Below are 22527 nucleotides of genomic sequence, written 5' to 3'. Positions count from 1 at the left end.
CTGCGCGCCCCGTACCCCGTGCGCAATGCGTCCGTTACGCCTGGCGTGCTCCCGAATGCGCGGGACACGCTGGTCCGTACGCACCGGGGGGACACAGGGGGCCGCGATGCGCGGGTTCGGGCGGTACGGCGGCGGCGCGCTGGGCTGTGCGGTCGCGCTGCTGCTCGCGGCGCTGCCCGCCTGTCAGCGTACGGGCAGCGGCGCGGTCGCCGACAGAAACGGTGGCGCGATGGCCTCGTCCCCTGCGCCTGCCGCGACGTTCCTCGCCCGCGGGACATGCAGTACTCGCGGACGCACCGTCTTCCACCAGGTGTCGTGCCGTAGTGAGAAGGCCGCGGCCCTGGTGCTGGCCCGGTACGACGGGTCGCAGGCGCAGGGTCCGCTGTGCCCGGAGCGTACGGACTTCGTCCTGAACATCAGCGAGCACCGGCCCGCCTCCGACGAGAACGGCGACGGCGCGGTGCCCCAGGGCTACGCCTGCATGCGCAACCTGGAGGCGCCGCACCCCGGCGACCCGGGCGGAGGCGGCGGCCCGCGCACCATCGTCGGCGACTGCCTCAGCCGGCTGCGGCAGGGCGAGGTCAAGGAAACCGCTTGCGACGGAACGGGAGCCCGCGCGCCGCGGTACAAGGTGACGGCCGCGGTGCGCGCCCGCGCGTCCTGTCCGGCCGACACGAAGATGTACGTACAACTAGGCGGCGGGGCACCGATCGGGTGCGCCCGCCGCCTGTAGTTCATCAGGGCCGGAGACCGTCGCGGCTCCGTGGAGCGGCGCGGTCCCGGTCCGGCGCCGGCGGCCCTGGCCGGGCCGGCCGGTCAGCCGTTCCGCGTCACGGACGCAGCAGCTGCATCCGCGAGTCGTCCCGCTTGTCCAGCTTCTTGTCGAACGGTGCCTGCGGCGTGATCTTGGCGCCCGGCGCCACGTCGAGACCCGCCCAGTCGAGCAGCCGCTCGGTCGCCTTCTTGCGGTCGGCCTCCCGCAGCTTCGCGATGTTCGAGCCGTGGTTGCCGCCCGGGGCCTTGAAGACGTACGAGTCCTCGGAGCCGGAGCCCAGCCGGAACGGCTCGGCGCTCCACGGGTCCCACTCACCGTTCACGAACATCATGCGCTCCGCGTTGTGGCGCACCCACCGGTCGATGTCGCGCATCGCGTTCTTCTCGAACTTCATGGGGATGGAGCGCGGCACGAAGGTCCGGGAGTTGTTGATGCCCGGGTAGCGCAGCAGGTCCTTGAGGTGGTCGTACTTGTAGCTGGGCTCACCGAGCTGGGTGCCCGCCTGGTAGTAGTACGGCGTATAGGTCTCAAGACCCTGGTCGGTGTAGCTGTCGAAGCCGCCGACCTTGTCGATCCACTTCCACAGTTCGTCCGTGGAGGCGGTCTTCTTGGGCACCTCGGCGCAGGCGGTCGCGGCCGGCTGGTACTGCCAGAAGCCGAAGACCAGGTCCGTGACCAGGACCTCGTAGGCCTTGTCGATGTTGCCGACGACGTTGAAGGTCTGCTTGTTCTCCTTCGCCCACTGCGTGTAGCGCTTGACCATCTCGCCGCGGCGCAGCAGCGCCTCGCGCTCCAGCGTGGCGAGGTCCTTGCGGCACTGCGCGGTGCCGACGGTGCGGAAGAACCGGTCGTAGGCCGAGTCCTCGTCGTTGTTCACGTCGTTCGGCGCGACGTAGGCGACCGTGCCGTCCATGTCGTCCGGGAAGAAGCGGCGGTAGTACGTGGCGGTCATGCCGCCCTTGCTGCCGCCGGTGGCGATCCAGTTCTGGTCGTAGATCTTGTGCAGTGCCTTGAAGATGCGGTGCTGGTCGTTGGCCGCCTGCCGGATGTTGAGCTTCTTCCAGTCGGCGGGCTGGGGCCGCGACGGCGTGAAGAAGCGGTATTCCATCGACACCTGGTTGCCGTCGATGATCTGCGTCGGCTCGCTGCGCCGCACGTCGGTGCTGACGTTGTAGCCGGAGGTGAAGAAGACCGTCGGCCGCTCGACGGACTTGTGCAGCAGGGTCAGCCGCTGCTGGAAGGTCCCCTTGGAGGGGTGCTGGTGATCGATCGGCTGGGTGTAGTTCAGGACGAAGAAGCGGTAGCCGTCGACCGGCTTCTCCTGGACGAGACTCATCCCCGGGATCGCCAGGATCCGGTCCTTGATGTCGGTCGCCTTCGGCTTCGCGGCGGTGGCCGCCGTCGCCGACGCCGTACCGGCACTCGCCGTGCCTATGAGCACCGCGAGCGACAGCAGGCATCTGATGGCCTTGCGCATGCACCCTCCCCTTGGGATAGCAAAGGTCGGGGTGAACCTATCGGCGCGACTACGGTCCCACCAGCCCCCTTTATTCACAGGAGGCCGATGGGACCGTGGTCCGAGCGGCCGGCGCACCGTCGCCACGGCGGTCGGCCGATTGCCGCCGCGGAACCCAACATCCGTTCGCCACAAGGGCCGAGGCCGGCCGCGGAAAACCGTCGGCCGGCCGCCGCGGTGGTACGTCAGGCCGCCACCGACTCCTCCTCGCCCGTGAACGTCCGCCACAGTTCCGCGTACCGGCCGCCGCGGGCCAGGAGCTGCGCGTGGGTGCCGTCCTCGGCGACGCGGCCGTGGTCCAGGACCACGACCCGGTCGGCGCGGGCCGCGGTGGTCAGGCGGTGCGCGACGACGAGCGTCGTACGGCGGCCGGACAGCCGGTCCGTGGCCTCGTTGACGGCGGACTCGGTGGCCAGGTCGAGCGCGGCGGTGGCTTCGTCGAGCAGCAGGATGTCGGGGTCGACGAGTTCCGCGCGGGCGAGGGCGAGCAGCTGGCGCTGGCCGGCGGAGAGGTTCCGGCCGCGTTCGGCGACCTCGTGGAGGTAGCCGCCGTCCAGCCCGGCGATCATGTCGTGCGCGCCGACCGCGCGGGCCGCGGCCTCCACCTCGGCGTCGGTGGCGTCCGGCCGTCCGTACGCGATGGCGTCGCGGACCGTACCGGCGAACAAGTAGGACTCCTGCGGTACGACGCCGAGGCGGTGCCGGTAGCCGGTGAGGTCCAGTTCGCGCAGGTCGGTGCCGTCGACGCGGACGGTGCCCGAGGTCGGGTCGTAGAACCGCGCCACCAGCTTGACCAGCGTGGACTTGCCCGCGCCGGTCTCGCCGACGAAGGCGACGGTCTGTCCGGCGGGGATGGTCAGACTGACGCCGGAGAGCGCCGTGGCGTCGGAGCCGTCAGGGGCGCCGGAGCCCTGGGAGGCGCCGGCGCCCGGCTCGTCCGTACCGCCGTACCGGAAGTGCACGTCGTCGAAGACGATCTCGCCCGCCAGCTCGCCCACCGCGCGCGGCCGCTCGGGCTGCGGGGTGGTGGTCGGTTCGCGCAGGAGTTCCTGGATGCGGCCGAGCGAGACGGCGGCCTGCTGGTAGCCGTCGAAGACCTGCGAGAGCTGCTGTACGGGGGCGAAAAACAGGTCGATGTAGAGGAGGTAGGCGACCAGCGCGCCTGCCGTGAGCGTGCCCTCGCCGACCCGCCCGGCGCCGACGATCAGGACGAGCGCCGCGGCCGCGGAGGACAGCAGCTGGACGAACGGGAAGTAGACGGAGATCAGGAACTGGCCGCGGACCCGGGCCGCGCGGTAGGCGTGACTGCGCTCCGCGAACCGGTCGGCGCCGTCGCGCTCGCGGCGGAAGGCCTGCACGATGCGCAGTCCGGCGACGCTCTCCTGGAGGTCGCCGTTGACGACGCTGATGCGTTCCCGGGCCAGTTCGTAGGCCTTCACGCTCTGCTTGCGGAAGAAGTACGTACCGATGATCAGCGGCGGGAGGGTGGCGAAGACGACCAGGGCCAGCTGGACGTCGATGACCAGGAGGGCGACGAGGATGCCGAAGAAGGTCAGGACGGAGACGACGGCGGTGACCAGGCCGGTCTGCAGGAACGTGGACAGGGCGTCCACGTCCGTCGTCATCCGCGTCATGATCTTGCCGGTCAGCTCGCGCTCGTAGTAGTCGAGTCCGAGGCGCTGGAGCTGCGCGAAGATCTTGACGCGCAGCGCGTACAGGACGCGTTCGCCGGTACGGCCGGTCATACGGTTCGAGCCGACCTGGGCCGCCCACTGGACGAGTACGACGAACAGGGCCAGTCCCGCGGCCGTCCACACGCCGGCCAGTTGCGCGCGCCGTACGCCGTCGTCGATGCCGTGCCGGATGAGGACCGGGAGCAGCAGGCCGGCCACGGCGTCCACGGCGACCAGCGCGAGGGCGACGGCGAGCGGGCCGCCGAAGCCGCGCAGGAGGCGCCGCAGTCCGTAGGACTTCTCGGGGCGGGCGGCCCGTTCCTCGTCGATGTCGGGGGTGTCGGTCGCGGGCGGAAGCGCGGCGACCCGGGCGAGGAGTTCGGGAGTGGCCGGCATGCCGGGGGCCGCGTCGGCTGCTTCGGTGTCCGTTTCCTTGCCGGTGCGGTCCCACAGCTCCGGTGTGATGCCCTGCACGCGGTGGTCGGGAGCGGCGTTCTCGGCCTTCGCGCCCGCCGGGTCCCGGTCGGTGCCGCCCGGTTCCTCCCGGCCCAGTTCCTCCGGGTCGGTCAGCAGCCGGCGGTACAGCTCGCAGCGTTCCTCCAGTTCCTCGCGCGTGCCGATGTCGACCAGCCGGCCGCCGTCCAGGACGGCGACGCGGTCGGCGAGGGCGAGGGTGGAGGCGCGGTGCGCGATCAGCAGCGTCGTACGGCCCGCCATCACGCTGCGCAGCGCCTCGTGGATCTCGTGCTCGACGCGGGCGTCGACGGCGGAGGTCGCGTCGTCCAGGACGAGCAGCCGCGGGTCGGTGAGGATCGCGCGCGCCAGCGCGACCCGCTGGCGCTGCCCGCCGGACAGGGTCAGGCCCTGCTCGCCGACCTCGGTGCCGTAGCCGTCCGGCAGGGCGGATATGAACCCGTCGGCCTGTGCGGCACGCGCGGCGATACGTATCTGCTCGTCGGTGGCGTCCGGCGTTCCGTAAGCGATGTTGTCGCGCAGGGAGTCGGAGAAGAGGAAGCTGTTCTCCGGTACGAGGCCGATGGCCGCGCGCAGCGATTCCAGGGTCAGGTCGCGTACGTCGTGGCCGCCCACCAGGACGCGGCCCGCGGTCGCGTCGTAGAAGCGCGGCAGCAGCAGGGAGACGGTGGACTTGCCGCTGCCGGACGCGCCGACGACGGCGACGGTCTCGCCGGGCTCGATGCGCAGCGAGAAGTCCTCCAGGACGGGGCGGCCGTTGCCGTAGCCGAAGGACACGTGCTCGAACTCGACCGTGGCGGGCGCGTCGGCGGGCAGTTCGTGCGCGTCCGGACGCTCCTCGATGACCGGTTCAGTGTCGACCAACTCGAAGACCCGCTCCACGCCGGCGCGTGCCTGCTGCCCGACGGTCAGCATCATCGCGAGCATCCGGACCGGTGCGACGAGCTGGGCGAGGTAGGTGGAGAAGGCGACGAAGGTGCCGAGGGTGATCTGCCCGTTGGTGGCGAGCCAGCCGCCGAGCGCCAGCATGGCGACCTGGCCGAGGGAGGGGACGGCCTGGAGGGCGGGGGTGTAGCGGGCGTTGAGCCGTACGGTGCGGAGCCGGCCCGCGAACAGGCGGCGGCTGACCGTGCGCAGTTTGCCGGCCTCCTGCTCCTCCTGGCCGAAGCCCTTGACGACGCGGACGCCGGAGACCGCGCCGTCGACGACGCCCGCGACGGCGGCGGCCTGTCCCTGCGCGTACCAGGTGGCGGGGTACAGACGGTTGCGGCTGCGCTGGGCGATGAACCACAGTGCGGGAGCGACGGCGAGCGCGACGACGGTGAGCAGCGGGGAGAGCACCACCATCACGACCAGGGAGATCGCGAAGAGCAGCACGTTCCCGATCATCATCGGGAGCATGAACAGCAGGCTCTGGATGAGCTGCAGGTCGCTGGTGGCGCGGCCGACGACCTGGCCGGTGCTCAGCTCGTCCTGCCGGTGCCCGTCCAGCCGCGCGATCGACCGGAACATCCGGGTGCGCAGGTCGTGCTGGACGTCGAGGGCGAGGCGTCCGCCGTAGTAGCGGCGTACATACGTCAGCCCGTAGACGGCGAGCGCGGCGACGATCAGCAAGGTCGCCCAGGGGGCGAGGGGGCGCTCATGGCTGACGATCACATCGTCGATGATCAGTTTCGGGATGAGCGGGACCAGGGCCATCACGCCCATCCCGGCGAGTGACGACCCGAGCGCGAGCAGTACGTCCTTCTTGTACTGCCAGCACAGCCGTGCCAGCCGTCGTGCCCAGCCGCCCTGTCTCGATGGTTCGGTCCCCGTCCCCGTCACGCACTGCCTCCCGCATCTCGTCGTTCACCAGGAGGCACCAACGCTGTGGGCAGCGGATTTCATCCCGCCGCAACATTTCGGGGCGCGCCGTCGGTGACGTACGAAAGACGAGGGGCTCAGTGGCCGCCGGGGCGCACCGTCAACTCGTAGAGGCGGGTGATCTGCTTCGGGCTCTCGTTGTCGTCGCTGACCAGGAGGAGGCGCAGCCGTCCCCCGGGGGCGCGGCCGGTGACCGTCATGCCTTCGATGTTGTCCAGCAGCGGATTGGTCTGCGGCTGGTGGGCGGGGGCGCCCAGGGAGGGGCAGGCGCCGAGGTCGGCGAGGAGTTTCTTGTGGGCGGCGCGTACGGCCTTGCCGTCCGGCAGGTTCGCGACGCCGCTGACGTCGGCGGCGCGGCGCGGATCGGCGAGGTAGAGGCGCACGGTGTTGCCGACGCCGGCCGTGAAGCCGCGTTCCAGGACGAGCAGCCGGCCGTCGGCGAGGGCGGCGATCTCCGAGACGCCCAGTCCGGCGTCCACCGGGTACGCGTACTGCTTGCCGAGCCGGTACGGGGCGGAGTCGGAGCGGGATGGGGCGGAGTCGGACCCGTGCGGGGCAGAGTCGGACCCGTACGGGGCAGTTCCGAACCGGTACGGCGCGGATCCGCCCCGGGCGCCGTACCGCTGCCACGTCTGGAAGCGCAGCAGCGGGCGGCCCGCCGTGTCCTTCCCGTCACCGGTGAGCCGGCCTTCCATGGAGGCGGTGAGCGTGCCGCCGCCGGGCCTGAGGGTGAGTCCCTCGAAGGTCTGGTTGCTCTGGGCCCGCCCGGCCGGTGCGACCCGTAGGGCATCGGGGACGGGCAGGCGTCCGAGGAGCGTGCCGGAGCGGTCGTAACGCCGTACCGACGGCTCGGTCTCCGACGAGACGAGGTAGGCGCCGCCCGGCTCGACGGCCAGGCCCTCGGCATCGAGGACGGCACCCTTCTCGTCGGCGAGCCCGGCCGTCCGTACGGGCCGGTGGGTCCGCCCGTCCAGCCCGATCAGTACGGAACGGTCGGAGACGGCGGCGATGGAGCCGTCGGTGTCGCGGGCGAGGGCGGAGAGGTTGCCGACGAAGGTGCCCTGGAAGGTGGTCTTGTCCAGGGCGTCGGAGTAGCGGTCGAGGGAGACGGACGGGGAGCAGGCGTGACGGCCGCCGCCCGTCCCCGAGCGGTTTCCGTTTCCGCTCGCACGCGAGGTGTCCGTACATTTCCCGGCCGTGCAGGATGCGCCCGCGCGGGCCGAGGCGGCGGAGGTTCCCGCGCGCCCGGCGGCGCCGTCCGCCCCGCCCGGCGCGGTCGCCCGGGCCGAGTCCTGGGCGGCCGCCGGACCCGGTGCCGCCGTCGGGTCTCCGTCGGCGCACGCCGTGATGCAGCCGACGGCCAGTACTGCTGCGGTGACACGGACAACCGCGGAACGTACGCGCACGAGGGGTCCTCCCGTTTCGTCGACGCCCGGGGACGGATGCCCCGGGATGCGGGCAAGGCCCGACGCGGGCACGCCCCGGTGTCGACCCTTCCCCTCAGCGGCCCGCCGCGAGCACTCTCCGGACGATCGGTCCCGCCGCGTCGCCGCCGTGGCCACCCTGCTGGACAACCGCGGCCGCCGCGGCGTCGTTGCGGTAACCGAGGAACCAACTGTTGGCGTCGCCCTGGCCGTCTGCCTCCGCCGAACCGGTCTTGGCGCCGATGTCGCCGCCGAGTCCGGCCATCGCCCGCGCGCCGGTGCCACTGACGGCCGTACGCCGCATCATGGCCCGCAGCTGCGCCGCGACCGAGGACGGCAGCGCCCTGCTCGCGTGGGCGACCGGCCGGTCGTCCAACTCGCGGGAGACCAGGACGGGCTGGGAGAAGTACCCGGCCTTGGCGGTGGCGGCGACGGACGCCATGTTCAGGGGGTTGGCCTGGACGCGGCCCTGGCCGATCAGGGCCGCCGGGGTGTCGGGGCCGTCGCTCTGCGGCACGCTGCCGTCGAACGTCGGTATCCCGACCTTCCAGTCCTTGCCCAGCCCGAAGACCTCCTGCGCCTCACCGCTCAGGTCCGCGCCGGAGATCCGGTCGGCGAGGCCGATGAAGGCGGTGTTGCAGGAACGCGCGAAACTGTCGGCGAACGTACCGCCGTTGATCTGGAACATGCCCTGGTTGTGGAAGGACCGTCCGCCCGCCGAGGCGTACTTCGGGCACTCCACGCTCTTGTCCGCGGAGACCAGGCCCTTCTCCATGAGCATCGCGGCGGTCACGACCTTCATCGTGGAGCCGGGTGCCAGCCGCCCCTGGAACGCCGCGTTGAACTGGTCCGAGCGGTGGTTGGCGACCGCGAGGATGTCCCCGCTGCCGGGCTTGACCACGACGACCGACGCCTCGCGGTAGCCCTTGACGGCCGCCTCGGCGGCCCGCTGCACGTTCGCGTCCAGCGTCGTACGGAGCGTTCCGGCGCGGCCCTTGACGATGGTGTGCAGTGTCCTGCCCGGCTCGCCGCCCTCGCTGACGACGCGTACCTCGACGCCCTGGACGCCGCCCGCCTTCTCCCCGTAGCTCTCCCGGAGGGCGGGCAGGATGGCGCCGAGGGACGGCAGCTCGGTGCCGTCGAGTTCGGTGCCGTTGCGGTCGACCGCCTTGACGGGCGGCGCGCCGTCCGAGCCGGTCCGCAGGCTCTCGCCGCGCCGCAGGTCGGGGTGGACCACGCTGGGCTGCCAGTCGACGAGAGCCTTGCCGGTGGTCTTGCCGCGTACGACGTGCAGCGTGGAGTCGTACGCCCAGGTCGCGTGTTTCGCCTCGTCGCCCTTGCCGACCGTCAGCTCGGCGGTGACGTGGTACGGCACCTTCGCACCGTCGGTCTGCCGCCCGGCCTCGAACGTCACCTTCGAGACATGCGCTTCGTCGCGGAATCCGGTCAGGGCCTGACGTGCGCCCCCGGCGTTGTCCGTGAGGAGCGCGGCGGACTCCACGTCGCCCTTGCTCCAGGCCGCGAGGAAGTCGCGCGCGGTGTCGCGTACCTCTTCCTCGGACGGTGGCCCGGTCTGTCTGGACGTGGTGGTACCGGCCGATGCCCCGGACGATCCCGAGCCCTCGCCGGCGAACGCCTCGTAGACGTTGTAGGCACCCACGCCGACCAGGCCCACCACCGCAGCGGTCACCCCGCCGACCACACACTTCGCAGCCGTACGCACAGTCCCTCCCCAGGTCAGACACACCGTGCGTGTCCGGACACTATGTGACGGAAGCGATCACAGATGTCTCATTCAGGGGACAGATTGGTCACTTTCGGTCGGTGACCGATGACTGTGTCAGGTGGAAACGGCCCAGGTCGCGTCTTTTCCGACCTGGGCCGTTCCCCGGGCGAGCCCGGTCCGTCCGGGGCTGCTCGCGGGGCTGCCCGCGTGTCGCCGCTTCCGCTACCCCGCCTTCCGCACGGTCAGCTCCGCGAGGCCGGGACGCTGTCCGCCCTTCTTCGCCGCGTCGGCGCCGTGCACCGTGAGCCGGACGTAGCGCGCCGTCGTACGGCCGTCGTACCCGGTCCCGTACCAGTGCTTGCCGTCCGTCGAGACCTGCGCGACGTACGAGGCGGGCTCACCGCCCTTCCAGTGCGGGGTGATCTGACCGATGCGCGAGGGCTTGCCGAGGTCGACGGTCAGGGTGCCGTCGGAGCCGTCCGGCACCCAGGAGGTGGCCGCGTTGCCGTCCACGGCGGCGCCCGCGTACATGCCCGGCTCCTCCGACGTGGCCCGCGCCGTCCGGCACCGGGCCGCGTTGTCCGTCGCCGCGAGGTCGGGACGGCGGGTCTTGAGCGTCAGCCGCACGCCGCGGCTGACCACCCGCTCGCCCTCCGGCGACTCGACGCGCATCGGCGCGCCGGCCGTCAGCCGCACCGTCGTGCCGTGCGCGCCGATCTCCACGTCGTACGTACGCCCCTGCCAGCGCAGCCCGCGCAGCGTGACGCCGTCGGAGAGCTGCGGCGGCAGCATCGGGTCCAGGCGCACCCGGTCCTCGCGCATCCGCAGGCCGGTCAGCCCGTTGGTGAAGGTCTGCAGGAAGCCGCCCTTGCCGGTGAGGAAGTCCTGCGCCGGCGATCCGGCGTGCGGGTCACCGGCGCCCGCCTTGTCGCCGCGCGCCTCGGAGAACTGGTGGAAGGCGCCGCGCACGAACGGCTTGATGGAACGCATCAGGTACGTGTACGTCGAGCAGCCCGGCTCACCGGTTCCGGCGGCGGCGATGGCGTGCACCGAGTCGGTCATGGCGGGGCCGTCCGGGTCGGTGCGTCCCGCGTAGTGGTCCAGCGTGTTCCTCTTGGCGCGCTGCGACATCGGCCATTCCAGCGGATACATGAGGAGCACGGTGTCGGCCTGCTTGATCATCGTGCCCCGGTACCCGTCGTACTGCTCGAAGACGTCGTTCTTCGCGTCGTACGGGATGCGGATGTGGTCGGCGATCTCCTTCCAGGCGGCGGGGGGCCGCTGCCCGAGGAGCGCGGCGGCGCGGCCGGCGTTGCGCAGCGCAGTGACCGCGCCGGCGTTGGTGAAGACGCCGTCGTCGACACCGTTGCTGTACTCGTCCGGTCCGGCCACGTTCTTGACCGAGTAGCTGCCGTCCGGGTTGCGGGTGACCCGGGACGCCCAGAATTCCGCGATGCCCTTCATCACCGGCCAGCCGCGTTCGCGCAGCCAGGTGGTGTCCTTGGTGGCGAGGTAGTACTGCCAGGCGGCCAGCGAGACGTCGCCCATCAGGTGGTTCTGCGTCTTGCAGTGCGGCGGGTCCCAGCTGTGGCACTCGTTCCACAAGTCGCCCTTGCTGCCGCTGGTCCACGGATAGAACAGTCCCTGGTAACCCAGCTTCTTCGCGTTGGCGGCGGCTCCGGCCATGGTCTTGTAGCGGTAGTCCACGACGGACTTCGCCAGCTCGGGGTGGGCGGCGAGCAGGCCCGGGTACATCCAGGTCTCGGCGTCCCAGAAGATTTCGCCGGCGTAGTTGTCGCTGGTCAGCCCGGCCGGGCTGATGCTGTCGCGGCTGCCGGCGCGGGTGCTGGAGAGCAGCCCGTACTGTGCCGCGCGCACCCACGACTGCAGATTCCGCTGTTCCCGGCCGCGTCCGCGTACCTCGACATCACTGCGCCAGAGCTTCTGCCAGGCGGCGGCGTGGTTCCGGTAGAGGGCGTCCCAGCCGCGGTTCGCGGCCCGCTGCGCGGCGTCGGTTGCGGCGGCACGCGGGGTAGGGGAGGTGAGCGCGGTGTCGACGCCGACGTACTTGGTCAGCTCGTAGGAACGTCCGGCCCGTACGGAGAACGTGACGCTCTGCTGGTTGCCCAGGTCCTTCGCGGCGCCCGCGCGGCGCGTCGTCGCGCCCTGTGCGCGGACCCGCGGACCGGGGCGCAGCGTCGAGGCGACCGCGCCGTCCGTCTTCGTGCCGTCCGTACGGAAGGTCACGTCCATCGTCCGGCCGTCGCGCGCGCCGCCCCCGGTCTGCGTCATACGGCGCGCGCCACGCCCGTCGATGCGGTCGGTGACGGTGGCCCGGCCGCCCCAGTGCGGGGTCATGCGCAGCCGTACGGCGCCGGTGTGCGCGCTGGTGCGGTCGGTGAGCACGTCGTACACGAGGTCGGTGGCGCGGCCGTCGGCGGCCGTCCACGTCAGAGAGGTACGGACCATGCCGCAGCGGATGAACTGCGTCTGGCGGTAGTGGGAGATACGGCCCGCGGGAGTCGCGGAGTCGAAGGTCTGCGGCCGGTCGCCGGCTGCGGTGACGTCGAGGCCCGTCCAGGTGGGCAGCGCGGCGACGGCCTGGCGGCCCTCCAGCTTCTCGGGACCGCGCGCGTACAGGCCGGACACGAAGGAACCGTCGTAGCGGGGCGTCTTCAGCGGCCAGCCGGTCGTCTCGCCGGGGGCCGTGTATCCGGCGCCGTTGGGGGCTACGCGCTGGCCGAGGTAGCCGTTGCCGACGAAGGCGTGGTGGCCGTCCTTCGGGTCGATACGGGTGGCGGTGGGGGTCCAGCCGCCACCGTCGTCCGCGGCGCCGGGGTCTCCGGTGCCCTTTCCCCGGCCGCCGCTTCGGGACTTCTCCTTGCTGAAACGATCCAGCTCGCGCGGGGCGCAGGAGGCGGCATCCGCGGCGGCTCCGGAGGAGGCCGCAGCCGTGGCCGGGGAGGCATGCCGTACCGGTGTGGAAGCCGCGGCCGATACCGGGGGCAGCGTCGTGACGAGGGTCCCCGCGAGGAGCGGGGCGATCAGTTTGGCCGAGTGAGTCATCGGTCTCCGTCGCAAGTGTCCTCACGGCGCGGACCGGACGCACAGCACCACGGACCACACCGAGAACATCACCAACAAACGCCCCAAAAGCGCCAGGGCGCCCCACCCGCCACATGACGGAGTTCACAGGATCGTGTGCCGATTGGTCAATAGGCCCGTCCATGCGGCACACTTTTAGACTGACCAGTCAGATCAAAGGAGGGGCCGTGGACACCACCCGCCAGGGGGCGGCGGTCAACGCCAGGGGAATCGGAGTGAAGGGCCCACGGGGGTGGGCGTTCAGAGACGTCCACATCACCGCGGAACCGGGTTCACTGATCGCCGTCGAGGGCCCGTCGGGCTCCGGCCGCACCTGTCTCCTGCTGGCGCTCACCGGCCGCATGCAGCTCGCCGAGGGCCACGCCACGGTCGCCGGCTTCCCCCTCCCCAAGCGCATGGGAACGGTGCGCCGCCTGACCGCCATCGCGCACGTCCCCGGAGTCGCCGACCTGGAACCGGCCCTCACCGCGGGGGAACACCTGGAGGAACAGGCCCTGTTGGGCCACCGGGTGGCCGGCTCGCTGGGCGCCCGGCTGCCGTGGGGCCGCCGCTACAAGGAAGCGACACGGGCACGCGTCGACGCCGCGCTGGCGGCCGTCGGCCTCGACCCCACGACGCTGCCGAAGGGACTGCGTACGGCGGTACGCGACATGGAGCGCATCGAGGCGCTGCGGCTGTCCGTCGCGCTGGCCGTCATGCACGGCCCGCGCCTGGTGGCCATCGACGACGTCGACCTCAAACTGTCCGCGGACGAGCGTTCCCAGGTGTGGCAGATGCTGCGGGACCTGGCGCTGAACGGTACGACGGTGGTGGCCGCGGCCAGCACCGCTCCCGGCGACGCGATCGTCGTCCGTACGGCGCCGGCGGCCGCGAAGCCCGACGCCCAGGCGCCCGCCGCCGCGACCCCCACCACTTCGACCACCGGCCAGGCCGGTACGACCGACACCAACGAGGAGGAAGCAGCCCATGCGATCGCCGAAGCTCGCCGCGCTTGAGCTCAAGCGCTTCGGCAGGGGCAAGCTCCCCCGGCTGGGCCTCGTCGCCCTGATGCTGATCCCGCTGCTGTACGGCGCGCTGTACCTGTGCTCGTTCTGGGACCCGTACGCGAACCTGGACAAGATCCCGGTCGCGCTCGTCAACGACGACGAGGGCGCCACCGCCGGTGGCAAGAAGATCCAGGCGGGCGACGAACTCGTCAAGAACGTCAAGGACAGCAACACGTTCAACTGGGAGGAGGTCAGCGCCTCCGACGCCGCGAAGGGCGTCGAGAACGGTACGTACTACCTCTCCCTGACCGTCCCGAAGGACTTCAGCGAGCGGATCGCCTCCAGCTCCGGTGACCACCCGGAGACGGGCGCGCTCCAGGTCCGTACGAACGACGCGAACAACTACATCGTCGGCTCGATCTCCAAGACGATCTTCTCGGAGATCCGCGCGAAGACCTCGGCGAAGTCGTCGCGGGAGTTCTTCGACAAGATCTTCGTGTCGTTCTCGGATCTGCACGACAAGACGCAGCAGGCCGCGGACGGGGCCGGCAAGATCGACAAGGGCCTGGGCGACGCCAAGAAGGGGTCGGACGACCTGTCCGACGGCCTGGGCAAGCTGGACAAGGGTTCAGGTGACGTCAGCAAGGGCGCGGGCACGCTGCACGACAAGGCCGGCGAGCTGAGCAAGGGCGTCGGGGACGTGAACAAGGGTGCCGGGACCCTGAACCAGGGCCTCACCACGGCCAGGTCGAAGGCTCAGCAGCTCAGCGCCGGCGCCGGCCAGGTGGCCGACGGCACGCAGCAGCTCGCCGACAAGGTCAACGGCATCGCCAAGAAGGACCTGCCTTTCCTCAAGGAGCACGGCAAGGAGATCGGCGACAAGGCGAAGTTCGTGGCCGACCTCAGCCAGGCGCTCTACGACGACCTCGGCAAGCTGCCGGGCAACTCGGCCAAGGCCGCCACGCAGGCGCGGAAGAACGCCGACGAGGCCGCGGCCCTGTACCGGGAGCAGTGCGGCGGCGCCGGATCGGGCGCGGACTGCGCCCGGCTGAAGGGCCTGGCGGCCGGTAGCGCCGCAGGCGCCGACGCGGCGGAGAAGGTCAACGACATCATCGCCAGGACGGACCTCCAGCACCTCCGCGACAAACTGCGCGACCTCCACCAGGGGGCGACCCTGGTCGCGCAGAAGGCTCCTGGAATCGCCACCAACGCGGACGCGGCCATCCAGCAGATCAACGCGCTCAACGCCGGTGCGAAGAAGGTCTCCCAGGGCGCCGGTCAGTTCGCCGACGGCATCGGCACGCTGGCCAACGGCTCCGGGAAGCTCGCCGACGGGACCGGGAAGCTCGCCGACGGCAGCCAGAAGCTCACCGACGGCGCGGGCAAGGTCGCCGACGGCGCGGGCAAGGTCCACGAGGGTGTCGGCTCCGCCAAGGACGGCATCGACAAGCTCAGCGGCGGCATCTACAAGCTCAAGGACGGCTCCAACCAGCTCGCCGGCAAGCTGGACAGCGGTGTCGCGCAGATCCCCGACTACGACAAGAAGGACCGCGACGCCCGTACCGACGTCATGTCCAACCCGGTCGAGCTGGCCTCGAAGTCGATGCACAAGGCGCCGAACTACGGCACCGGGCTCGCCCCGTACTTCATTCCGCTGTCCCTGTGGGTCGGCGCGATGGTCGCGTACATGCTGCTCGCGCCGCTCGGCAAGCGGGCGCTCGCCGCGGGGGCGCCGGGCTGGCGGATCGCGCTGGGTTCCTGGCTGCCGGCCTTCGCCATCGGCGTCGTGCAGGTGCTGGCCCTGATGGCCGTCCTGCACTGGGGCCTCGGCCTGGAGATGGAGCGCGCGGGGGCCACCATCGGCTTCCTGCTGCTGGCGACGGCCGCGTTCACCGCGATCATCCAGTTCTTCGGCGCGCAGTTCGGCCCGGCGGGCCGCGTCCTGACGCTGGTCGTGCTGATGCTCCAGCTGACGTCGGCGGGCGGTACGTATCCGGTGCAGACCAGCCCCGGCTTCTTCGGCGCGATCCACCCGTTCCTGCCGATGAGTTACGTGGTGGACGGCCTGCGCCGGCTCATCACGGGCGGTGACCTCGGGATCGTGTGGCAGGGCTCCATCGTCCTGGCCGCGTTCACGGTGGGCGCGCTGGCGCTCACCGCGCTGACCGCGCGCAGCCGGCAGGTCGTACGGATGAAGGACCTGCACCCGGAACTGAGCCTGTGAGCGTGCGAACCGGGCACTCCCGCCGGCACGGGGGCGGCGCCACCAGCGGCGCCGTCCCCGGCCCCGGGGCGCGCGAAGCCGACCACGGGGCGCACGGGGCGGCCTCCGGGCCCCGCGGCACCGCGCACGCCTCCGCTTCCGCTTCCGCTTCCGCTTCCGCTTCCGCTTCCGGTACCGGTCTGCGCCGCGGCGCCACCCGGCGCAAGCTGTTCGACGCGGCGGTCACGCTCATCGCCGAACAGGGCTTCTCCGCCACCACGGTGGACGAGATCGCCGAGCGCGCCGGTGTCGCCAAGGGCACCGTCTACTACAACTTCGCCAGCAAGAACGTCCTCTACGAGGAGCTTCTGCGGGACGGCGTCGACCTGCTCGCCACCTCCCTCCAGGAGGCCGCCGACCGGGCCGTACGCGCGGAAGGCGGCACCCGGGTCGACGCGCTGGACGCGATGATCCGGGCCGGGCTGGACTTCATCGCCGGCTCACCCTCCCTGACCCAGCTGTACGTGGCCGAGCTGTGGCGTACGAACCGGGTCTGGCAGCCGACGCTCCAGTCCGTACGGGGCCGGGCGGTCGCCGTCGTCGAGTCCGTACTGCGGGACGCCGTCGCCGTCGGCGAACTGACCGAGGAACTCGACATCCCCCTGACGGCGTCCGCGCTGCTCGGCATGGTGCTGGTGGCGGCGCTGGACTGGCTGTCGTTCCAGCCGCACCGTTCGGTGGAGGACGTGCACGCCTCCCTGTCCCGTCTGCTCCAGGGCCGGGTCAGCCCCATGCTGCCGAACTAACGCCGCCGCCCGCGTAAGCGCTGGTCAGAGCCCCGTTCCCGTATCCACCGGATGCGGGGGCGGGGCTCTCGCGCGAGACTGGCGAGGAAACGGGGAGACACGTAACGGGGGCGCTGACGGGAAGGGACGTGCGGGCGTATGGGCAGACAACCGCGGCTGCCGTCGGTGATGAGCGATCCGCTGACCAATCGCGGAACGGCCTTCACCGCCGCGGAACGCGACCGCCTCGGCCTCGTCGGCCGACTTCCCGACGCGGTGCTCACTCTGGACCAGCAGGCGCGGCGCGCGTACGAACAGTTGCGGCGTCAGCCCGACGACCTGGCCGCGTACATCAACCTGGAGCAGCTGCACGACCGTAACGAGGTCCTGTACTACCGGCTGCTCACCGATCACCTGACCGAGCTGCTGCCCATCGTCTACGACCCGACCGTGGGCGAGGCGATCAAGACGTACAGCCACGAGTACCGGCGTCCGCGCGGCGTCTTCCTGTCCATCGACCGGCCGCGGGACCTGCGGCGCTCGTTCGAGGAGCTGGAGCTCGGGCCGGACGAGGTGGACCTGGTGGTGGTCACGGACGCCGAGCAGATCCTCGGCATCGGCGACTGGGGCGTGCACGGCATCCAGATCTCCGTGGGCAAGCTGGCGGTCTACACGGCCGCCGCGGGCATCGATCCGGCGCGCTGCCTGGCGGTGGTCCTCGACGTCGGCACGGACAACGAGACGCTGCTCAACGATCCGCTGTATCTGGGCGTACGGCACAGCCGGGCGCGCGGTGAACGCTACGACGCATTCGTCGCCGCGTACCTGGACACGGTATCGACGCTGTACCCGGACGCGCTGCTGCACTTCGAGGACTTCGGCGCGGGCAACGCCCGGCGTTTCCTGGAGCGGTACGGCGAGCGGTACCGGATGTTCAACGACGACATGCAGGGCACCGGCGCGATCACGCTCGCGGCCGTCCGGTCGGCGCTGGACGTCACCGGGGCGCGGTTCGGGGAGCAGCGCGTCGTGGTGTTCGGGGCCGGTACGGCCGGTGTGGGCATCGCCGACCAGCTGCGCGAGGCGATGATCCGCGACGGCCTGGACGAGGACGCGGCGACCCGCCGCTTCTGGCTCGTCGACCGTCCGGGCCTGCTGCTGGACGACATGGACGACCTGCGCGACTACCAGCGTGGTTACGCCCGCCCCAAGAGCGAGGTCGAGGGCTGGGCAGCCGGTGAGGCGGATGAGAGTGGCGAGGGGAGTGACGAGGAGAGTGGTGGAGGCGGGTCAGGCGGGGATACGGGCCGTGCCGCGGACCAGGGGATCGGTCTGCTGACGACCGTACGGAACGTGCGCCCCACCGTCCTCATCGGCACCTCGACCGTACGCGGTGCCTTCACCCGGCAGGTCGTGGAGGAGATGGCACAGCACGTCGAGAGGCCTGTCATTTTCCCACTTTCCAATCCCACCGAGAAGATCGAGGCGATGCCCGCCGACCTGCTGCGCTGGACCGGCGGCAAGGCGCTGACGACGGCGGGCATCCCGGTGGAACCCGTGGAGGTCGACGGCGTACGGCATGTCATCGGCCAGGCCAACAACGCCCTCGTCTACCCGGGGCTGGGGCTGGGCGTGGTGGTGTCGCGTGCCGAGCGGCTGACACCCGGCATGCTGCTGGCCGCCGCCGAAGCGGTGGCGGGTCAGGTGGAAGGCGGCGGCCCCGGGGCGCCGCTGCTGCCGCGGGTGGAGAATCTGCGCGCTTCTTCGGCGGCCGTCGCGGTGGCGGTGGTACGGGCAGCCGTCGGGGAAGGTGTGGCGCGCGTGGCTCCCGACGACGTCGTACAGGCGGTGCAGGACGCGATGTGGCAGCCGGCGTACGGGGAAGCCGCGCGGTCGTCCGGTTGACGGAGCCGTCCCGGTTGACGGAGCTATCCCGGTTAAGGGAACCATCCCGGTTGACGGAGCCATCGCCGAATGGGTCTAATGAGAACGCGTGTGCGCGTGACGTCGGCCAAAGAGAAGTGGGCCGGCCGGCAGTCGGGCGACACACCTTTCCTCAAGGACTTCGCATGAGTTCATATTTCGCGGACTTCCCAGGCCTGGCCTGACATCAGCGGCGGGCAGGCGTAGCGGGCAGGGCGTGATCGGCACGTCCGTATGCCGTTCCTCGTGTTGCTCCAAGGGTTGTTCCGAGTGTTGCGGGCTTTCCGAACGTTTCGGGCCTTGGTAGTTGCTGGTCGGCTGCGGCACAGTTTGCGCCTCTTTCACGTACCTCTTCGCACCTCTACGCGCCTCCACGCCCCTTCCCGCCTCTTCTGGCCTCTTCCCTCTTTCCTTTCACTTTTACCGCGGTGACGACGGCTGCGCCGCCTCGCGGCCGGTCACGCGGATGGCGCTTCACGGAGAGCGATATCAGCATGCCCAATTCCTTCAACCAATCGGTCATCGACGAGTTCCGGGCCAATGCGGGGAAGGTCGGCGGCCCGTTCGAGGGCGGTGACCTGCTCCTGCTGACCACCACCGGCGCGAAGTCGGGCAAGCCGTACACCGTGCCCCTCGGATACGTCCGCGACGGCGACCTCCTGCTGGTCGTCGGTTCCAACCTCGGCGGGCCCCGCCACCCCGACTGGTACCACAACCTGCTCGCGCACCCGCAGGTACGGGTGGAGGTGGGCACCGAGACGTACGAGTCGATCGCGGTGCCGGCTGAAGGCGAGCGCCGGGACCGGCTGTTCGCGCAGGTGGTACGGGCCGTCCCCGGGTACGCCGACTACCAGGCCAAGACCACGCGCACCTTGCCGGTCGTGGTGCTGGAGCCCGCCGAGCCGGAGTACGAGGAGGCGGACGGCGAGGTGCCGCACGAGGTCACCACGCTCGCCGGCAAACTCGTGCAGGTGCATACGTGGTTGCGCGCGCAGTTGCGGCACGTACGCGCCGAGGCCGAGGCCCACCTGGTGGCGCGGGCGGCGCACCAGGGACCGGGGGAACCACCGGCGCCGGGGCTCGGACTCCAGATCCGGCAGCATTGCCTGGCGTTCTGCCGGAGCCTGGAATTCCACCACACCGGCGAGGACGCGCATGTGTTTCCCGCCGTGGGCCGCTACCACCCCGAACTGCGCCCGGCGCTCGACCGGCTGGGGGAGGAACACCGGAAGATCACCCGTATCCAGAACGACTTGCTCGCTCTGCTCGCGGATATCGGAAATACCGACCCGGAACGCTTCCGCACCGAATTGGAGCGGATGTCCGAGGAGTTGCTGGCGCATCTCGCCTATGAGGAGGAGCAGGTGCTTCCGGCCCTGGCGGAGGTTCCCTGGCCGCCGGTGGCGCCGGCGTCGGTGGCGCCGGAGGCATCGGAGCCGTCGGTGGCGTCAGAGCCATCGGCGGCATCAGAGCCATCGGCGGCATCGGAGCCGTCGGCGGCATCGGAAGCGTAGGTCCCGCCGGGTGGGCGTATGCGGTTGAGCTGTGCCGGGCCGGGGCCCGACTGCCCCGGCCCGGCACGGCCGGCCTGGTATGGCCCGGCCTGATCTTGCTCGGTCCGCCCGCCCGATCCCGCTCGGTCCGGCCCCGCCCGATCCCGCTCGGTCCGGTCCGGCCCGGCCCCGTCACATTCCCGGCACCACTTGAAGAACCAAATCGATGAGCTTGATACCGATGAACGGAGCGATCAGCCCGCCCACCCCGTACAGCCCCAGGTTCCGGCGGAGCAGCGCGTGCGCGGAGGTCGGCTGGTAGCGGACGCCGCGCAGGGCCAGCGGGATCAGCGCCACGATGATCAGCGCGTTGAAGATGATGGCCGACGCGATGGCCGAAGTCGGGCTGTGCAGGCCCATGATGTTGAGCGCGCCGAGCCCCGGGTAGACGGCGGAGAACATGGCGGGCACGATCGCGAAGTACTTCGCCACGTCGTTGCAGATGGAGAAAGTCGTCAGCGCACCGCGCGTGATCAGCAGCTGTTTGCCGACGGCGACGATCTCGATGAGTTTGGTCGGGTTGGAGTCCAGGTCCACCATGTTCCCGGCCTCTTTCGCCGCCGAGGTGCCGGTGTTCATGGCCACGCCCACATCCGCCTGGGCGAGGGCGGGCGCGTCGTTCGTCCCGTCGCCCGTCATCGCGACGAGGTTGCCGCCCTCCTGTTCCTGCCGGATGCGCGCCAGCTTCTGTTCGGGCGTGGCCTCCGCGATGTAGTCGTCCACGCCGGCCTCCGCGGCGATGGACCGGGCGGTCAGCGGGTTGTCGCCGGTGACCATCACCGTCTTGATGCCCATGGCCCGCAGTTCTGCGAAGCGGCGCGCGATGCCGTCCTTGACCACGTCCTTGAGGTGTACGGCGCCGAGCACCCGTGCGCCGTGCCGGTCGGCGACCGCCACCAGCAGGGGCGTACCGCCGCCCGCCGCGATGGAGTCCACGATCCAGCCCGCCTCCGGCGGCACCTGACCGCCCAGCCGCGTCACCCAGTCCCGTACCGCTCCGGCCGCGCCCTTACGTACCAGACACCCGCCCGACCAGGCCAGATCGACCCCGCTCATCCGGGTCTGCGCGCTGAACGCCACCCAGCGCGCGGCCCCCATCTCCCCCTCCGTACGGACCCGTACCCCGTATTTCTCCTGCGCCAGCGCCACGATGGACCGGCCCTCCGGTGTTTCGTCGGCGAGGGAGGAGAGCTGGGCCGCGTCGGCGAGCTGGGCGTGCGGAACGCCGTCCAGCGGTACGAAGGAGTCGGCGCGGCGGTTGCCGTACGTGATCGTGCCGGTCTTGTCGAGGAGAAGCGTGTTCACGTCCCCGGCCGCCTCGACGGCCCGGCCGGACAAAGCCAGGACGTTGCGCTGGACGAGCCGGTCCATCCCGGCGATGCCGATCGCCGACAGCAGCGCGCCGATGGTCGTCGGGATGAGGGTGACGAGCAGCGCGACCAGTACGGTCAGCGGCTGGGCGGCGCCCGCGTAACCGGCCATCGGCTGGAGCGAGACCACGGCCAGCAGGAAAACGACGGTGAGCGCGGCAAGCAGGATGTTCAGTGCCAGCTCGTTCGGGGTCTTCTGCCGGGTCGTGCCCTCCACGAGCGCGATCATGCGGTCGAGGAAGGTCCGGCCGGGGCGGGAGGTGATGCGGACGACGATGCGGTCGGACAGCACCGTCGTCCCGCCCGTGACCCCGGAGCGATCACCGCCCGCCTCTCGGATGACCGGGGCCGATTCGCCCGTGATCGCCGACTCGTCGACGGACGCGGCGCCCTGCACCACTTCGCCGTCGCCGGGTACCGTCCCGCCCGCGTCCACGACGACGATGTCGTACGGCTGAAGGTCGGCCGCCGGTACCGTCTCCTCCTCGTACTCCCACTCCCCCATCCCCACGCGCCAGCTGCGCAGTCGGCGCGCGACGGTGTCGCCGCGCGTCCGCCGCAACGTTTCGGCCTGCGCCTTGCCGCGCCCTTCCGCGACCGCTTCGGCCAGGTTCGCGAAGACGACGGTGAGCCAGAGCCAGACGCTGATCGTCCAGGTGAAGACGCTCGCGTCGAGCACGGCCGAGAGCGTGGTGAGCAGCGCGCCGGCGGCCACGACGAGCATGACGGGGTTACGGACGAGCGTCTTCGGGTGCAGCTTGCGGAGGGCGTCCGGGAGGGAGGAGAGGAGGTGGGCGGGGGTTAGGTGGGTGGGGGTCAGGCCGGCGGGAGTGGGGGGCTGGGGGTGGTTTTGGTGGGGCTGGCGGGTGCGGTGGGTCCGGCGGGTTCGGCGGGTTCGGCGGGTTCTATGGGGGTGGTCCTGGTGAAGGGGGCTTCCGTGGGTGGGGGCGGCGGGGTCCGTGGGAGCGGCGGGGACGTTCTGCTGCTGGTCCGGAGCCAGAGGCTGCATCTCGGGGGCTTTCGGGGCGGCGGTCAGGGAGGGAGAGGTAAGGAGGGAGGCGGACTGAGGGAAGGGCACTGAAGGAAGGGGCGCCGAAGGGTGGTGCGCTGAGGGTTGAGAGCGCTGTGGTGAGGGGCCCCGGCGAAGGGCC

General features: G+C 71.1%; 12 protein-coding genes. 6 read left to right on the top strand and 6 right to left on the bottom strand.

The window, feature by feature from the left end; all coding sequences use genetic code 11:
• Positions 1-106 precede the first annotated feature (106 nt).
• The gene (locus CP973_RS07325; RefSeq protein ID WP_150238637.1) at positions 107-733 is read left to right on the top strand and encodes a hypothetical protein; all 627 of its coding nucleotides are present in this window, start codon (positions 107-109) and stop codon (positions 731-733) included.
• A gap of 97 nt (positions 734-830) precedes the next feature.
• Here the strand turns inward: CP973_RS07325 and CP973_RS07320 are convergent, their stop codons facing one another.
• The 5 genes from CP973_RS07320 to CP973_RS07300 all read right to left on the bottom strand — a co-directional run bounded on the left by CP973_RS07320 (position 831) and on the right by CP973_RS07300 (position 12517).
• Positions 831-2252, bottom strand: coding sequence for a S28 family serine protease (locus tag CP973_RS07320; protein WP_150238635.1), 1422 nt, complete (start codon positions 2250-2252; stop codon positions 831-833).
• Positions 2253-2476: 224 nt separating this feature from the next.
• The gene (locus CP973_RS07315) at positions 2477-6262 is read right to left on the bottom strand and encodes an ABC transporter ATP-binding protein (protein ID WP_150238633.1); all 3786 of its coding nucleotides are present in this window, start codon (positions 6260-6262) and stop codon (positions 2477-2479) included.
• Positions 6263-6378: 116 nt separating this feature from the next.
• Positions 6379-7707 (bottom strand): esterase-like activity of phytase family protein, encoded by a 1329-nt coding sequence (locus tag CP973_RS07310; RefSeq protein WP_150238631.1) that lies wholly within the window; start codon positions 7705-7707, stop codon positions 6379-6381.
• Positions 7708-7801: 94 nt separating this feature from the next.
• The gene (locus CP973_RS07305) at positions 7802-9448 is read right to left on the bottom strand and encodes a penicillin-binding transpeptidase domain-containing protein (RefSeq protein WP_167538283.1); all 1647 of its coding nucleotides are present in this window, start codon (positions 9446-9448) and stop codon (positions 7802-7804) included.
• A gap of 225 nt (positions 9449-9673) precedes the next feature.
• The gene (locus CP973_RS07300; protein WP_150238629.1) at positions 9674-12517 is read right to left on the bottom strand and encodes a discoidin domain-containing protein; all 2844 of its coding nucleotides are present in this window, start codon (positions 12515-12517) and stop codon (positions 9674-9676) included.
• A gap of 206 nt (positions 12518-12723) precedes the next feature.
• Here CP973_RS07300 and CP973_RS07295 point away from each other — a divergent pair, with 206 nt between their 5' ends.
• The 5 genes from CP973_RS07295 (at position 12724) to CP973_RS07275 (ending at position 19967) form a co-directional block, all read left to right on the top strand.
• A complete protein-coding gene (locus CP973_RS07295) occupies positions 12724-13551 on the top strand; it encodes an ATP-binding cassette domain-containing protein (protein WP_150238627.1) in 828 nt (275 codons plus the stop codon).
• Entirely contained in the window at positions 13523-15766 is a 2244-nt protein-coding gene (locus CP973_RS07290; RefSeq protein ID WP_150238625.1) for a YhgE/Pip domain-containing protein, read from the top strand. The genes CP973_RS07295 and CP973_RS07290 overlap by 29 nt, the downstream gene beginning before the upstream one ends.
• A 179-nt stretch (positions 15767-15945) precedes the next feature.
• Positions 15946-16551 carry a TetR/AcrR family transcriptional regulator gene (locus tag CP973_RS07285; RefSeq protein ID WP_150243233.1) on the top strand — a complete coding sequence of 202 codons (606 nt, stop codon included), beginning with the start codon at positions 15946-15948 and terminating at the stop codon, positions 16549-16551.
• 138 nt (positions 16552-16689) lie between these two features.
• Complete coding sequence (locus CP973_RS07280; RefSeq protein ID WP_150238624.1) at positions 16690-18435, top strand: NAD-dependent malic enzyme; 1746 nt, start codon at positions 16690-16692, stop codon at positions 18433-18435.
• 512 nt (positions 18436-18947) lie between these two features.
• Positions 18948-19967 carry a nitroreductase/quinone reductase family protein gene (locus CP973_RS07275; RefSeq protein WP_244409313.1) on the top strand — a complete coding sequence of 340 codons (1020 nt, stop codon included), beginning with the start codon at positions 18948-18950 and terminating at the stop codon, positions 19965-19967.
• Positions 19968-20138: 171 nt separating this feature from the next.
• Here CP973_RS07275 and kdpB read toward each other — a convergent pair whose 3' ends face one another.
• Positions 20139-22385, bottom strand: coding sequence for a potassium-transporting ATPase subunit KdpB (gene kdpB, locus CP973_RS07270; RefSeq protein WP_425281942.1), 2247 nt, complete (start codon positions 22383-22385; stop codon positions 20139-20141).
• Positions 22386-22527 lie beyond the last annotated feature (142 nt).

The sequence above is a fragment of the Streptomyces albofaciens JCM 4342 genome (assembly GCF_008634025.1).
In the GTDB taxonomy this organism is placed as follows: domain Bacteria; phylum Actinomycetota; class Actinomycetes; order Streptomycetales; family Streptomycetaceae; genus Streptomyces; species Streptomyces albofaciens.
The sequence above is the reverse complement of the archived record's forward strand: the minus strand, read 5'-3'. Positions and strand labels throughout refer to the sequence as shown.

Coding starts and splice junctions, on each gene's coding strand:
- CP973_RS07320 (WP_150238635.1), bottom strand. CDS start 2,252: ATGCGCAAGGCCATCAGATGCCTGCTGTCGCTCGCGGTGCTCATAGGC.
- CP973_RS07280 (WP_150238624.1), top strand. CDS start 16,690: ATGGGCAGACAACCGCGGCTGCCGTCGGTGATGAGCGATCCGCTGACC.
- CP973_RS07300 (WP_150238629.1), bottom strand. CDS start 12,517: ATGACTCACTCGGCCAAACTGATCGCCCCGCTCCTCGCGGGGACCCTC.
- CP973_RS07290 (WP_150238625.1), top strand. CDS start 13,523: ATGCGATCGCCGAAGCTCGCCGCGCTTGAGCTCAAGCGCTTCGGCAGG.
- CP973_RS07275 (WP_244409313.1), top strand. CDS start 18,948: ATGCCCAATTCCTTCAACCAATCGGTCATCGACGAGTTCCGGGCCAAT.
- CP973_RS07325 (WP_150238637.1), top strand. CDS start 107: ATGCGCGGGTTCGGGCGGTACGGCGGCGGCGCGCTGGGCTGTGCGGTC.
- kdpB (WP_425281942.1), bottom strand. CDS start 22,385: ATGCAGCCTCTGGCTCCGGACCAGCAGCAGAACGTCCCCGCCGCTCCC.